Origin of the sequence: Brachybacterium sp. J144 (assembly GCF_036321705.1) — a bacterium.
In the GTDB taxonomy this organism is placed as follows: domain Bacteria; phylum Actinomycetota; class Actinomycetes; order Actinomycetales; family Dermabacteraceae; genus Brachybacterium.
Genome location: NZ_JAZDCG010000004.1, coordinates 96,175 through 110,635, shown reverse-complemented (window position 1 = coordinate 110,635; position 14,461 = coordinate 96,175). Strand labels below are relative to the sequence as shown.

Genomic DNA, 14,461 nt, shown 5'->3' with positions numbered 1-14,461 from the left:
CACCGGCATCACTGCGGACCGCTCCAGACCACCGCGGAACGGCCCGGACAGGACGGTTCCGACCCGGAGAGGTCCGGTCCGCTCCGGGCGGGGCTATTCCGCCCCGGACACGATGGCGCCCGCGAGGGATGAGCGCTCAGCCCTCTCCGCCGTCGGAGGCGCCTCCCCCGTTGATCTCCTGGTTGGCGGTGTTCGCGCGGTTGAGCGCGTCGGTCAGTCGGTCCTGGGCCTCGCCGTAGGCGGCCCAGTCCCCGGCGGCCATGGCCTCCTCGGCGTCGATCACCGCGGCGTCCATGTCCGCGAGGGCCTGGTCGAGACGCTGCTGCGGTGTGCCCTCCTCCGTCGGGGCCTGCGTCGGCTCGGTGGTCTCACCGTCCGCCGGCGGCTCCGCGGGGGTGCTCTCGCCGCCCTCGGTGTCCACCGCGCCGGTGAGCGACTCCTCGCTCCCGGTGGCGGGCTCGGTCGAGCCGGTCACCTCGGCGTCACCCGCGTCGGCGCCGGAATCGCCGCCGAACACCAGGTCCATCGCCTCGTCGAGGGTCGGCGCGAAGCCGACCTTGTCGCCGAAGGACACCAGCACCATCTGCAGCAGCGGGTACTGGGTACCGCCGCCGGCGGTCGAGGACTGCAGGTAGACCGGCTGGACGTACAGCAGGCCGCCGCCGACGGGCACCGTGAGCAGGTTGCCGTTGATCACCTCGGAGTTACCCTCGCGCAGCAGGTTCAGCGCCTGCGACACGGTCGGATCCGAGTTGAAGGTCGCCTGCACCTGTCCCGGGCCGTTGACCGGGTTCGAGGTGGGCAGGACCAGCAGGGTCATCTTGCCGTAGGTCTCGGCGGGATTGCCGCCGTCGCTGCCGGTCTCGGAGTCCACCGCGAGGAAGCCGGTGAGCACGCTCTGGCCGTCCGAGGGGATGAAGCTCGAGGAGAGCATGAACCGCGGCGAGTCATCGCCCGGCATCTGCATGGTGAGGTACATCGGCGGCTGCGGCGGCTGGGTGCCCGCGCTCCCGTCGGGGTTGGTGGTGGGCTGCACCGTCGGGTCCGGGGAGACCTGCCAGAAGTCCTGCTGGGTGAAGAAGTCGTCCGCATCGGTGATGTGGTACCTCGAGATCAGCTGGCGCTGTGCCTTGAAGAGGTCCGCCGGGTAACGCAGGTGCGACATCAGCTGGTCGCTGATCTCATCGGCTGGGCGCAGCGCCTCGGGGAACACCTCGGACCAGGCCTGGAGGATCGGATCCTCGGTGTCCCAGGTGTAGAGGGTGACCGAGCCGTCGAAGGCGCTGACGGTGGCCTTGACGGAGTTGCGCATGTAGTTCGCGCTGCGGGACCGGTTGCCGGCGCTGGCCCGCGGGTCGGTCTGCGAGTCGTTCACGACCGCGTCGAGGTCGACCCCCTGGGCGTACGGGTACTCGGTGGTGGTCGTGTAGCCGTCGATCACCCACACCATCTCGCCGTCGACGACCGCCGGGTACATCTGCGAGTCGAGCGAGAGGAAGGGGGCGACCTCGCGGACCCGCTGCGCCGGATCGCGGTCGTAGAGGATCTGCGACTCCTCGTTCACGTAGCCCGAGATCACGATGTTCGGGTCGCGGAACTTGATCGCGTAGAGCAGCTGGTTGACGAAGCTGCCCACCGAGGGGCCGCCGTCGCCCTGGTAGGTGTTGTAGACCTGGTCGCCGCCCTCCTCGCTGTCGGTGCTGCCGCGCTGGTAGTCGAACTCCTCGGGGGTCGCACCCTCGGGGGCGCCGACGATCGAGTAGTCCGGCGAGTGGCGGCCGAAGTAGACGCGCTCCTCGTACTCCCCCAGCTCGCCGGTGCCCGGGACGCCGGACTGCAGGAAGCTCGGCTCGCCGTCGGAGCTGCGACGGTTGCCGTAGGCCGCGGCGAGCCCGTAGCCGTGGGTGTAGATGATGTGCTGATCGACCCAGGAGCGCTCGGCGAGGCCGAACTTGTCAGGGCGCAGCTCGCGCACTCCGACGACGGTGTCCTGCAGCTCCCCGCCGATCTCGTAACGGTCCACGGCGAGCACCTCGTCGAAGCCCCAGTACTGACGGTTCGCCTCGCGCTGGACGAACGTCGGGGAGACGACGTTGGGGTCCATCAGGCGGATCTGCGCCGTGGTGGCGGCATCGGCGCGCAGGGCACCGGGCTCCGCATCGGTCGCCGCTGTGTACGGCACCTCCTCGATCGCATCGAGGCCGAAGGCCGCGCGGGTGGAGTCGATGTTGTCCTGGATGTACGGCTGCTCGAGGGCGCGCTCGTTGGGCTGGACGCGGAATTGCTGGATCGCCCACGGGTAGGCGTTGCCGACCACCAGGGTGGTCAGCAGCATCAGGCCGGCGCCGACGGCGGGGATCCGCCAGTCCGCCCGCAGGATCCACAGCACGAACAGCGCAGCGACGACGATCGAGGAGATCGCGATGATGGTCTGTGCAGGCAGGATCGCGGTGACGTCGGTGAAGCTCGCCCCGTCGAAGCGGTCATGCTCGTTGACCAGCATGTCGTAGCGCTGGAACCAGTGCCCCGCACCGAGGAAGAGCACGTACAGCGCGGCGAGCACGCCGAGATGACGGCGGGCGGCGGTGGTGACCTCGAGGCCGCGCTCCTGGCCCCAGGCGACGCCGCCGTAGATGAAGTGGCCGATCACGGCGCCGACGATCGCGACCAGGAGCACGAACTGCCCGTAGGACACGACCATGTCGATGACCGGCAGGGTGAACACGTAGAAGCCGATGTCGTTGCCGAAGACCGGATCGGTCTGCCCGAAGTCCTGGGAATGCATGAACAGCTGCACGTCCTGCCAGCGGCGCGAGGCGGCGAGACCGCCGAAGGCCCCGATCACGACCGGCGCGGCGTAGGTCAGGCCCCGGCGCAACGGGTCGACGGCCGCGCGGAACTGCTCCAGCGCCTCCTGCTCGCGGGTGATCGGCGGATAGACGGGACGCTGCGTGTAAGAGATCCGCAGGCTGAAGAAGAGCGGGACGGCGAGCACCGCGAAGGCGATCGCGAAGAGGACCGCCTGCGTCCCCCAACGCACCAGGAGGACGTCGGCCGCGCCCAGCTGATCCATCCACAGGTACTTGGTCCACACCTCCGAGGCGATGACCAGGCCGACGAGCAGCAGACCGATCGCGAGGGCGGTGATGGCCAGCGGGGAGATCCGACGCGGCCCCTCCTCGCCGGCGCCCGACGCCGGTCTCGGAGAGGGGCGGGGGACGTCGCCGAACGGGGCGGAGAAGCTCACGGGGTACCTCAAAGTGCCTCGGGGTCGGAGCCGTGGTGGTCACCCGCCGCAGCGCGGGACCGGTCCTCGACGTCCGGGTACAGTGGAGTGCCCCCGCGCAGGGCGAGGGCCACACCATTCTGTCAGGCCTTCCTGGAAGAGAGTTCTCGATCTGATGACGATCCCCGCCCAGGACCCCCTCGACGCCCCCACCGCGGCACTGGCCGCGAGCGTGCTGGAGATCGCCCGCCACGTCGGCGAAGGAGACCTCCCCGCACCGCGCCTGTTCGCCCTGGCCCGCAGCGCCGAGCTGATGGCGGCCTCGCCCTCGCTCGCCGCCCTGCTGGGCATCGGGCAGGAGACCGCTCCGGATCCCCTGCACCTCACCCCGATCGACCTCGACGACGGCACCGCGGACCAGCCCACCGATCCGCTGGCCGCCCTCGAGCAGGTGCAGTGGCCGGACCTGGCCGCCGGTGGCGCGCTCGCCGGTGACCTGGCGCCTACTGCGGTGGAGCTTCGCGGGAGCGAGGCGACAGATGCCCGGCCTCTCGGAAAGCTGCGGGTCGTCGTCGCGGCCCTGGCGGACGGCACGACCTGGTCTGCGGTCGACCGGGGCGACGGGCGCGGATACGCCCTGGGCGCTGCTCTGCTGCCGGACATCACCACGGCCCTGCAGCAGACCTTCGCCTCGGACTGAGCGCCCGCCGCGGTCGCTGCGCTCAGAAGGGCGCGGATCCGGCGAGCTCGCGTTCTTCGGAGGTCTCCTCCTCGGCCTCGTCCTGGCGGAGATCCTCCGCTCCGTCGGAGACGTCCTCCGGCAGGATCACGCCGGTGTCGTGGTCGAACACGGGCACATCGGCGGCGCGGGTCGGGCGGGTGAACACGGCACTGCCGTAGCGGAGATCGTGGCCGATGGTCTCGGCCCACAGGGTGAGGCTGAACCGCGTCACGCCCTCCTTGTCAACCCACTCGGAGCTGCCGAGGCGACCGCTGACCACGAGCGGCTGCCCCTTGCGCACGGAGTGGGCGAGGTTCTGGCCGAGTCCGCGCCGGGCGTACACGGTGATGAACTCGGTGCGGCGGTCGACGAACTCGCCCTTCTCGCGGTCGAAGTAGCTGCCGGTCACCGCGATCCGCACCGAGGTGCTCTCGCTGCCGTCGCGATGCTTGTGGATGGCCGGGTCGGCGGTGGCGTTGCCGGTGATGCTGGTCTGGATGTCGCGCATGGTGCGTCGTCCTTCCTGAGGTGCCGGGACCGTCCCGGCCTCGGCACGGTGCCGATGGACTTCAGCGTCCTCGGCACGACGCGGCGCTTCCAGGGCGGCGCGGATCCTGTGGATGAACGGGGTGTGGGGAGGAACGGTCCACGGCTCGACCCTGCTGGAACTCCGCGCCTGGCGTGACCTCAACACCCCACAGGCCCTGAGGTCACGCCACACGCAGTTTTTCAGCAGGAGCAGCTGGGACCGGGCGGCAGAACCCCGGTCACAGGATCCGCCGACACCAGGCCGGCAGCACGCCCGGCCCCAGACGACGAAACGGTCGGCCCCTCCGGAGAGGGACCGACCGTCCGAGATCAGCGCGCACCGGGCGCGCACGGCACCGGTCATTGCTGACCCGTGCCGCAGAGCGGATCAGGCGCCGGGCACCACGATCGTGCTCGCGTTCGCCCGCGCGTTCTCGAACCGCGCCTGGACATCCGCCCAGTTCACGATGTTCCAGACCGCCTTCACGTAATCAGCCTTCACGTTCTGGTAATCCAGGTAGAACGCGTGCTCCCACATATCCAGCTGGAACAGCGGGATCGTCGCCACCGGCACCCCGTTCTGCTGATCGTAGAACTGCTCGATCACGAGGTTCCCGCCAGCCGGCTCATAGGCGAGCACCGCCCAGCCCGAGCCCTGGATCCCCAGCGCCGCGGCCGTGAAGTGCGCGCGGAACGCATCGAAGGAGCCGAAGAACTCGTCGATCGCGGCCGCCAGCTCACCGGTCGGCTTGTCGCCGCCCTCCGGGGAGAGGTTCTTCCAGAAGATCGAGTGGTTCGTGTGACCACCGAGGTTGAACGCGAGGTCCTTCGACAGCTGGTTCACCGTGCCGAAATCGTTCGCCTCACGCGCCGCCGCCAGCTTCTCCAGCGCCGTGTTCGCACCCTTGACATAGGTCGCGTGGTGCTTGGAGTGGTGCAGCTCCATGATCCGGCCCGAGATCGAGGGATCCAGAGCGCCGTAGTCGTAATCGAGATCGGGAAGCGTGAATTCCGCCATGTGGATCATCCCTTCGTCAGAAGTGCGCGGGACCAGCCGCTGCGGGCCCCGCCGTGCCGTCCATCCTGCCACGCGGCGCGGAGCGGCGGCAGGCGTGGTCGCGGGGCGATCGCCGGTCGCGCGACTCCGCCCCCGTCGGCCGCGGCGGATCCGCACCGGACGTCGGCCCCCGCGCGACAATGGACCGATGGCCCGCCCCCACAGCGCCCTCCCCTCCTCGTTCTCGCGCTCCACGGCGACCTGGTTCGAGGAGTCCTTCGCGGCACCCACCGCCGCCCAGGAGGAGGCGTGGGCCGCGATCGCCCGGGGTGAGGACACGCTCGTCGTCGCGCCGACCGGCTCCGGCAAGACCCTCGCCGCCTTCCTCAGCGCGATCGATCGGCTCTCCGCCGCACCGCCCCCGGACTCCCCACGCACCTCCGTCCTGTACATCTCGCCGCTCAAGGCGCTGGGCGTCGACGTCGAGCGGAACCTGACCTCGCCGCTCGTGGGCACGGCGCGCATGGCGGAGCGGCTCGGCGAGGAGCGTCGGCCGCTGAGCGTGGGCGTCCGCACCGGGGACACCCCGCCCGCGGAGCGCCGTCGGCTCGCCTCCCGTCCGCCGAACATCCTCATCACCACCCCCGAGTCGCTGTTCCTGTTGCTCACCTCGCAGGCGCGCAAGACGCTCACCGGGGTCGACACGGTGATCCTCGACGAGGTCCACGCGGTCGCCGGCACCAAGCGCGGCGTGCACCTGGCTCTGTCGCTCGCACGGCTCGACGCGCTGCTGGAGCGTCCCGCGCAGCGGATCGGGCTGTCGGCGACGGTCGAGCCCGTGGACGAGGTGGCGGCCTTCCTCAGCGGCTCCGGGCGCGGGCGCTCGGCGACGGTGGTGCGCCCTGCCTCGACCAAGCGATGGGACCTGAGCATCTCCCTCCCCGTCCCGGACCTGCAGGCGATCGAGCCGCCGGCCGATGCCGTCGACGACGAGGACGTCTCGGGGACGATCTGGCCGCACGTCGAGCGAGCGGTGTACGAGGAGGTCCTCGCCCACCGCTCCACGATCGTGTTCACGAACTCCCGCAGCCAGGCGGAGCGCCTCACCGGGAAGCTGAACCGGCTCCACACCCGACGCCTCGCCGCGGCGGCGGACGAGTCCGCAGACTCGGCCAGCGACGCGGAGCCCGAGGAGGCCCCGGACATCGCCCGTGCCCATCACGGCTCGATGGCGAAGGAGGTGCGCGCGCAGATCGAGGACCAGCTGAAGGCGGGGACGCTGCGCTGCGTAGTCGCGACCAGCTCCCTCGAGCTCGGCATCGACATGGGCGCGGTCGACCTCGTGCTGCAGGTCGCGGCCCCGATGTCGGTCTCGAGCCTGCTGCAGCGGGTGGGCCGGGCCGGGCACGACGTCGGCGCCGTCTCCACCGGGTCCCTCCACCCCCTGCACGCGGCCGACGTGCTCCGCTCCGCGGTCGCGGTGCAGGAGGCCGTCGCCGGACGGATCGAGCCGCTCGCCGTGCCCCGCAACGCCCTGGACGTCCTGGCCCAGCACACGGTCTCGGCCGCCGCCATGGAGGACCTGCAGATCGACGCCTGGTTCGATCTGGTCCGCTCCGCGCATCCCTATCGGGCCCTGCCGCGCGCCGCCTTCGACCAGACGATCGATCTGCTCGCCGGCCGCTACCCCTCGACCGCCTTCACGGAGTTGCGCCCACGGCTGGTTCACGACCACGCCACCGGCACCCTCACCGCACGTCCCGGAGCGCAGCGCCTCGCCGTGACCAGCGGTGGCACCATCCCCGATCGAGGTCTGTACCCGGTGCACCTGGTCGCCTCCGACGGCGACTCCCAGCCGCGGCGGGTGGGAGAGCTCGACGAGGAGATGGTCTACGAGTCCCGGCGCGGGGACGTCATCACGCTCGGGACCAGCAGCTGGCGGATCGAGGAGATCACCGCGTCACGCGTCACGGTCTCCCCCGCCTTCGGGCTCAGCGGCCGGATCCCGTTCTGGCATGGCGACGGGGACGGGCGTCCCGCGAGCCTTGGCCAGGCGATCTCCACGGCGCAGGCCGAGCTCGCCGCCCTCCCCCGCGCCGAGGCCGAGGAGCGGCTGAGCGGACTGGGACTGGACGATAACGCGCGCACCGTCCTGCTCGATCATCTCGGCGAACAGCTGCAGGTCACCTCCGTGATGCCGGGCCCCGACCGGCTCGTGGTCGAACGCTTCCTCGACGAGCTCGGGGACTGGCGGGTGGTGCTGCACTGCGCGGCCGGACAGCGGATCACGGCGCCGTGGGCACTCGCGGTCGGTGCCCGCGTCGAGGAGCGCTACGGCCTGGACGGCCAGGTGATGGCGGCCGATGACGGGATCGTGCTGCGCATCCCCCACGGTGAGCAGCCCCCGGGAGCGGACCTGTTCACCTTCGAGCCGGAGGAGATCGCGGAGGAGGTGCGGCGCCTGGTCGGCTCCTCCGCACTGTTCGCGGCGCGGTTCCGGGAGTGCGCCGCCCGGGCGCTGCTGCTGCCGCGCCGGGACCCGAACCAGCGGGCGCCGCTGTGGCAGCAGCGACAGCGGTCGGCACATCTGCTCGAGGTGGCGCGTCCCTATCCGGACTTCCCGATCATGCTCGAGGCGGCGCGGGAGTGCCTCCAGGACGTGTACGACCTGCCGGCCCTGGTGGAACTGATGACCCAGGTCGGGCGCCGACGGGTGCAGGTGCACGAGGTCGAGACCCCCTCCCCCTCCCCGTTCGCCCGCTCCCTGCTCTTCGGCTACATGGCGCAGTTCCTCTACGACGCCGACGCCCCGCTGGCCGAACGGCGCACCGCGGCCCTCGCCCTGGACCAGTCGCTGCTGGCCGAGCTGCTGGGCACGGTGAGCCTGCGGGAGCTGTTGGACGCCGAGGTGATCGCAGAGGTCGAGCGGAGCCTGCGGGGGCTCAGGGAGGAGGGGGCGCTGCACACCCCCGAGCAGCTCACCGACGCCCTGCGGCGCCTTGGCCCGCTCACCGTGGGGCAGATCGCCGAGCGCGCGGCCGACGAGCTCGACGTCGAGGAAGCGCTCGCGGAGCTCGAGCGGGCGCGTCGCGTCATCCGGGTGCGGATCTCGGGCACCGAGCATCTGGCGACGGTCGAGGATGCGGGACTGCTGCGCGATGCGCTGGGCACGGCGCTGCCGACGGGAGTGCCCACCGCTTTCCTCGCCCCGGTGGACCGGGCGGTCGCGCAGCTGATCGCCCGCTGGGCCCGGGGGCGGGGCCCGTTCCCGGCCGGGGCGCCGACGGAGGCCTTCGGCCTCGCGCCGGGGGTGGCGCGGGCGGCGCTCGAGCAGCTCACCGCTGAGCGCGTCCTCTCCCAGGGCGAGTTCACCCCGGGCCGCGAGGACCAGGAGTGGGTCGAGACGGACGTGCTGCGCCGCATCCGTCGAGCGAGCCTCGCCGCCTCGCGCCTCGAGATCGCGCCGGTCCCCGGCCCCGTCTACGCCCGCTTCCTGGGCCAGTGGCAGCACCTCGTGGGGCGTAGGGCCGACGGCCGCCGCGAGCGCGCCTCCTGGTCCGGTCACGACGGTCTGCTCTCCGTGGTGGACCAGCTGGCGGGGGTCTCGCTGCCGCTGTCCGCCTGGGAGCGCCAGGTGCTCCCGGCCCGCCTGCCCGAGATGACCCCCGCCCTGCTGGATGCCGCCTTCGCGAGCGGGGAACTGGTGTGGACCGGGCACGGCCGCCTCGGCGCCGACGACGGCTGGGTCCGGCTCCACCTCGCCGACGCACTGCCCCTGGGTCTCGACGCCGCAGCCCTCGAGGAGGCCGCGGACGCCCTGCCGCAGGACTCGCTCGCCGCGCGCGTCCTCGCCCTGTTGCGCGCCACGCCTGGCGCGCTCCGTCACGGGGAGATCCTCGCGGCACTGGCGGGCGAGGACGGCGCCCCGGTGGACCCCGCCGCGCTCGAGGAGGCGGTGTGGGATCTCGCCTTCCAGGGACTGATCACCAACGACTCCTTCGCGGCGCTGCGCACCCTCGCCCACGGACCCTCGGGCAGCGGTGCCGCCCGCACCGGGAGCGCCCGACGCTCGGGCACGCCGTCCCGATCACGGACCCTCGGCCGACGCGGCGCCGCCCGGCTCTCCGCGGCGATGATGCGCCAGGGCGTCACGAGCAGCGCGGAGCTCGCCAGCACCGCGCTCGGCACCGGCCGCTGGTCCGCAGTGCGGGTCGGTGCGGTGGATCCCGCCGCCCGGTCGGCGGCCCTCGCGGCGCTGCTGCTGGACCGCCACGGCGTGGTCACCCGCGGCGCGATGGACGTGGAGGACGTCCCCGGGGGCTTCGCCGGCGTGTACCGAGTGCTCTCCGCCCTCGAGGACAGCGGCGGCTGCCGCCGTGGCTACTTCGTGGACCATCTCGGCGCCTCCCAGTTCGCCCCCGCCGAGGCGGTGGACCTGCTCCGCGACCGCGACCGCGAGGCCGCGGCGAGCTCCGGGGCCGAGGCGGCGGGGACCGCCCCGTCGGCCGATGCCGTCGCCGTGGCGCTCGCCGCGACCGATCCCGCGAACCCCTATGGTGCGGCCCTCCCCTGGCCTGCACTTCCGATCGCCCCGCCGGAGGGCCCGGCGGTGCGCCCCGCGCGCCGCGCCGGGGCCCTCGTGCTGCTCCGGGACGGCCACGTGCAGGCCTTCGTCGACCGGGGCGGGAAGCACCTGATGTGGTGGGCCGACGAGGCCGCGACACCGGAAACCGCGGAGCAGCTGGTCCGCGCCGTGGCGGAGGACTCCCGCCTGCCGCATCTGCGGATCGAGCGCATCACCGGCCACGGCCTCGACGCGGAGCCGGTCGCCCACGTCACCGCAGCCCTCGCGGAGGCCGGCTGCTACCGCTCCCCCCGTTCGCTGCGGCTGCGGGCGGGTGATCGCTGATGCCCGAGGGCGACACCGTGGCGCGTCAGTGCCGGATCCTCGACGAGGCGCTCGCCGGCGCCGTGCTCACCACCTGCGACCTCCGGGTGCCGCGCGCGGCGACCGCCGACCTGGCCGGCTGGAGCGTGCTCGAAGTGCGACCGCGCGGCAAGCACCTCCTGATCCGGCTCGCCCCTCCCGGGCCCGGACCGAGCCCGCTGACCCTGCACAGCCATCTGATGATGGACGGGATCTGGCACGTCGACGGGCGGGCGCTGCGCTCGAGCGACACCAGCGCCGGACCTCGCTCCCCCGACACGATCCGCATCGAGCTCCAGGCCCGGCACGGGGACGGGAGGTCGGTGCGGGCCGTCGCCTACGACGTCAAGCAGGTGCGGCTGCTGCGCACGGCCGACGAGGAGCAGCTGCTCGGGAGCCTGGGCCCCGATCTGCTGGACCCGGCCTGGGACACCGATGAGTCACTGCGCGCGCGAGCGATCGCGAACCTCGCCGCCGAGCCCGCACGTCCGATCGGCCTCGCCCTGCTGGACCAGCACGTCCTCGCCGGGATCGGGAACATCTACCGCAGCGAGCTGTGCTTCCTGCGCCGGGTGCATCCCGCCGCCCCCGTCTCCGCCGCCGGGGACCTCGGGGAGCTCGTCGACCTCGCCCACCGGCTGCTGGTGCTGAACCGAGACCGGGAGGTGCGGGTGACCACCGGCGGGATGCTCGGCCGGGACGGCGACCTCTGGGTGTACGGCCGCGGAGGCCGCCAGTGCCGCCGCTGCCGCACCCGGATCGAGCGGGGAGAGCTGGCCGAGCCGCGGCTCGAGGGGACCGAGGCGCGAGTGCTGTGGTCCTGTCCCCGCTGCCAGGCAGGACCGGGTGCGCCCGAGGTGAGCGGGACGCCACCGGCCTCTCGGGCCCGGGGTCGACGCGCGCCTCGGTAGACTCGTGCGCCGTCAGCCTCCATAGCTCAATGGATAGAGCAACGGCCTTCTAATCCGTAGGTTGCAGGTTCGAGTCCTGCTGGGGGCGCCGCCCGTCGGCACACCGCCGATCCCCACCCGCCGCAGAGGTGCCGCACTGATGATCCTGAAGGTCCTCACGTTCGGCGCGATCGCCCTGCTGATCCTGCTGCGCCTGACGCGCACGCCGCTCGGTGCCCGGCTGCTCGGTGTCTCCCGGAGGGTGCTCGACGCCGTCTACTTCGGGGCGCTGCTGGTCACCGGCGTGCTCGCCGCGGCCTTCGAGCAGTGGATCCTGCTCGGCGCGGTGGTGGTGCTGCTCGTGCTCGGCCTCGTCGAAGAGGTCCGCCGACGCTCGCGAGCCGCTCGCCTCGTCACAGAGCCCGGCCGTGCGCCGAGGAGCCCTCGTTCCAGGCGATGACCCAGGCGGGCAGCTCTCGGTCCGCGGGCATCGGACCGGAGAGCTCGAGCACCTCGGAGACCGGGACGGAGCCGCCCTCCTCGCGCAGGAAGCGGGCCCGCACGACCGCGTCGGCGATGACGCGGCCCTCGCGGCGGAACACCTGCTCCATGTAGATCCACCGCTCGTCGTGCCCGATCACCCGCGTGTCCAGATCGAACTTCTGCCCGAGCGTGAGGGAGCGGCGATAGGTGATGGTCTGGCCCGCGACGACCGGGTACCACCCGGCATCGGTGATCCGCTTCCAGAAGCCGGAGCGGAGCATGAGGTCCATCCGGCCGAGGTCCATGATCGAGAGGTAGCGGCCGTTGTTCATGTGCTGCTGCACGTCGAGATCGGCGAGGTTCACGCGAAAGCGCGCCCTCGAGGTGTCCCAGATCGAGAGCGGGGTCTTCCCGCGCACCCGCACCAGGAACAGGAGAAGGCGGATGTACATGTTCACGGCAGGATCCTCCCCGGGCCCCCGTCGGCCCGCCCTCGACTCCGGATGACCACAGGGTAATCTCCCGCGGCCCGCGTCCCGGCCGCCGGGCGGGACCGGCCCTCGCGCTACTGTTGCCCGGTGACCTCCAGCTCCTCCCGCTCCGTGAACGACCGCATCATCTGGGTCGACTGCGAGATGACCGGACTCGACAAGCAGCGCGATGCGCTCGTCGAGATCGCGGTGCTCGTGACCGACGCCGATCTGAACATCCTCGGAGACGGCGTCGACGTCGTGATCAAGCCGCCCGCGGAGGCGCTCGAGGGCATGGACCCGTTCGTGGTCGACATGCACACCACCTCCGGTCTCCTCGACGAGCTCGAGGCGGGCATGACCCTCGAGGAGGCGCAGGAGCTGTGCCTCGAGTACGTGAGGGAGTTCTGCCCCGAGCAGGGCAAGGCGCCGCTCGCCGGCAACAGCGTCGGCACGGACCGTGCGTTCCTGGACCGCGACGTGCCCGAGTTCGCGAGCTGGCTCTCGTACCGCACGATCGACGTCTCGAGCCTCAAGGAGCTGGCCAAGCGCTGGTTCCCGCGCGTCTACTACAACATCCCCGCGAAGCACGGCGGCCACCGCGCCCTCGCCGACATCCGCGAGTCGATCCAGGAGCTGAAGTACTACCGCGAGGTGCTGCTCGTCGACGAGCCCGGCCCGACCTCCGCCCAGGCCCAGGCCGCTGCACGCACCTTTGAGCTCACCGACGAGGAGAACCCCGTGACCCCTGCCCCCGGCCCCCACCAGCCCTGGCTGTCCCGCCCCTCCCACCGCTCCTGGCTCGAGGGCGAGGGCGACGAGCTGCTCGTCTTCGGCTCCGAGTCGGTGCGCGAGGACGGCGGCTTCGCGTGGCTCGACGAGGAGGGTGCCCCGGATATCTCTCGCCCCGCCGAGCTGTGGATCACCTGCCGGATGACGCATTGCTTCGCCCTCGGCCATCTGCTGGGCCGCCCCGACTTCGGGCGCTTCGCCGACCACGGCATCGCCTCGCTGCGCGGGGTCTTCCGCGACGCGGAGCACGGCGGCTGGTTCGCCTCCGTGCAGGACGGCGCGCCGGTCGACGACACCAAGCAGGCCTATGCGCACGCCTTCGTGGTGCTCGCCGCCGCCTCCGCGACGGCCGCCGGTCGTCCCGGCGCCGCCGAGCTGCTGGAGGAGGCGCTCACCGTCCTCGAGGAGAAGTTCTTCGACGAGGCCGCGGGGATGAGCGTCGACACCTTCGACCGCACCTTCACCGAGTGCGAGGAGTACCGCGGGATCAACGCCAACATGCACACCGTGGAGGCCCTGCTGGCCGCCGCGGACGTCACCGGCGAGCGTCGCTGGCTGGACCGGGCCGTCGGCATCGCATCCCGGGCGATCGACGAGTTCGCCCGGGCGAACGACTGGGCGCTGCCCGAGCACTTCGACGTCGACTGGAACCCGCTCCTGGACTACAACCGGGACGAGCCGAACCACCCGTTCCGCCCCTACGGGGCGACCGTCGGCCACTGGATCGAGTGGGCGCGCCTGGTGCTCCACGCACGGGCGGCGCTCCTCGCGGCCGACGGCGTGGCGCCCGAGTGGATGCTCGAGGCGGCGACCGCGCTGATGGAGAAGGCCGCGGCCAGCTTCGGCATCGACGGCGCCCCCGGCTTCGTCTACACGGTCGACTGGGACGGCTCCCCCGTCGCCCGCGAGCGCATGCACTGGGTCGCCGCGGAGGCCGTGGGCGCCGCCGCCGTGATGCACGAGGTCACCGGCGAGCGGATCTGGGCCGAGCGCTACGAGCAGTGGTGGGAGTACATCTCCACCTTCCTCCTCGACGCGGAGGACGGCTCGTGGTTCCACGAGCTCGATGCCGACAACGAACCGCAAGGCGTGACCTGGCCGGGTAAGCCCGACATCTACCACGCCTTCCAGGCGACGCTGATCCCCCGCCTGCCCGTCACGCCGACCCTGGCCGCCGCGCTGCGGGATGGTCTGCTCGACGCGAACCTCTGAGACGGCAGGAGCGCTCGGCCGCCGGATCCGCCGAACGCTCCCCGCGTCCCCGTCGTCACCGCGGGGGATCTCGCGGCGCGCTGCCGTCCCGGGTCCGTGCGTCGACGGGACCCCGAGGAGGAGTGCGGAGGAGTGCAATGCGACTCACACTCCTGCGGGCCGCCGGACGGCTCGGAGCAGGCCGCGGAGACGGTATGCTTGCTTCTCGTTGCACG

General features: G+C 72.1%; 9 protein-coding genes and 1 tRNA gene. 6 read left to right on the top strand and 4 right to left on the bottom strand.

The annotated features are described in order from the left end of the window. Positions 1-136: 136 nt before the first annotated feature. On the bottom strand, positions 137-3,247 hold the full coding sequence (locus V1260_RS02700) for a UPF0182 family membrane protein (protein ID WP_329745254.1): 3,111 nt from the start codon (positions 3,245-3,247) through the stop codon (positions 137-139). Between the two features lie 154 nt (positions 3,248-3,401). Here V1260_RS02700 and V1260_RS02695 point away from each other — a divergent pair, with 154 nt between their 5' ends. Beyond that, entirely contained in the window at positions 3,402-3,926 is a 525-nt protein-coding gene (locus V1260_RS02695) for a PPA1309 family protein (RefSeq protein WP_329745253.1), read from the top strand. 22 nt (positions 3,927-3,948) lie between these two features. Here the strand turns inward: V1260_RS02695 and V1260_RS02690 are convergent, their stop codons facing one another. Both V1260_RS02690 and V1260_RS02685 read right to left on the bottom strand, forming a co-directional pair. After that, entirely contained in the window at positions 3,949-4,455 is a 507-nt protein-coding gene (locus tag V1260_RS02690) for a single-stranded DNA-binding protein (RefSeq protein WP_329745252.1), read from the bottom strand. 408 nt (positions 4,456-4,863) lie between these two features. After that, on the bottom strand, positions 4,864-5,493 hold the full coding sequence (locus tag V1260_RS02685) for a superoxide dismutase (protein WP_329745251.1): 630 nt from the start codon (positions 5,491-5,493) through the stop codon (positions 4,864-4,866). A gap of 187 nt (positions 5,494-5,680) precedes the next feature. Here V1260_RS02685 and V1260_RS02680 point away from each other — a divergent pair, with 187 nt between their 5' ends. From V1260_RS02680 to V1260_RS02665, 4 genes are all read left to right on the top strand, one after another. Next, positions 5,681-10,381 carry an ATP-dependent helicase gene (locus V1260_RS02680; RefSeq protein WP_329745250.1) on the top strand — a complete coding sequence of 1,567 codons (4,701 nt, stop codon included), beginning with the start codon at positions 5,681-5,683 and terminating at the stop codon, positions 10,379-10,381. Further along, complete coding sequence (locus V1260_RS02675; protein ID WP_329745249.1) at positions 10,381-11,310, top strand: DNA-formamidopyrimidine glycosylase family protein; 930 nt, start codon at positions 10,381-10,383, stop codon at positions 11,308-11,310. The genes V1260_RS02680 and V1260_RS02675 overlap by 1 nt, the downstream gene beginning before the upstream one ends. Positions 11,311-11,325: 15 nt before the next feature. Beyond that, positions 11,326-11,398, top strand: a tRNA-Arg gene (locus tag V1260_RS02670). A gap of 51 nt (positions 11,399-11,449) precedes the next feature. Further along, the gene (locus V1260_RS02665) at positions 11,450-11,749 is read left to right on the top strand and encodes a hypothetical protein (protein ID WP_329745248.1); all 300 of its coding nucleotides are present in this window, start codon (positions 11,450-11,452) and stop codon (positions 11,747-11,749) included. Here V1260_RS02665 and V1260_RS02660 read toward each other — a convergent pair. Further along, positions 11,703-12,224, bottom strand: a complete 522-nt coding sequence (locus tag V1260_RS02660; RefSeq protein ID WP_329745326.1) for an acyl-CoA thioesterase — start codon at positions 12,222-12,224, stop codon at positions 11,703-11,705. The genes V1260_RS02665 and V1260_RS02660 overlap by 47 nt on opposite strands. Before the next feature lie 126 nt (positions 12,225-12,350). Between V1260_RS02660 and orn the strand changes: the two genes are divergently transcribed. Further along, positions 12,351-14,246, top strand: a complete 1,896-nt coding sequence (gene orn / locus V1260_RS02655) for an oligoribonuclease (protein ID WP_329745247.1) — start codon at positions 12,351-12,353, stop codon at positions 14,244-14,246. Positions 14,247-14,461 lie beyond the last annotated feature (215 nt).

What these genes read in the sequence shown, in the direction of transcription:
- V1260_RS02695 (WP_329745253.1), top strand. Translation starts at nt 3,402, where the DNA reads ATGACGATCCCCGCCCAGGACCCCCTCGACGCCCCCACCGCGGCACTG.
- V1260_RS02690 (WP_329745252.1), bottom strand. Translation starts at nt 4,455, where the DNA reads ATGCGCGACATCCAGACCAGCATCACCGGCAACGCCACCGCCGACCCG.
- V1260_RS02685 (WP_329745251.1), bottom strand. Translation starts at nt 5,493, where the DNA reads ATGGCGGAATTCACGCTTCCCGATCTCGATTACGACTACGGCGCTCTG.
- V1260_RS02680 (WP_329745250.1), top strand. Translation starts at nt 5,681, where the DNA reads ATGGCCCGCCCCCACAGCGCCCTCCCCTCCTCGTTCTCGCGCTCCACG.
- V1260_RS02675 (WP_329745249.1), top strand. Translation starts at nt 10,381, where the DNA reads ATGCCCGAGGGCGACACCGTGGCGCGTCAGTGCCGGATCCTCGACGAG.
- V1260_RS02665 (WP_329745248.1), top strand. Translation starts at nt 11,450, where the DNA reads ATGATCCTGAAGGTCCTCACGTTCGGCGCGATCGCCCTGCTGATCCTG.
- V1260_RS02660 (WP_329745326.1), bottom strand. Translation starts at nt 12,224, where the DNA reads ATGTACATCCGCCTTCTCCTGTTCCTGGTGCGGGTGCGCGGGAAGACC.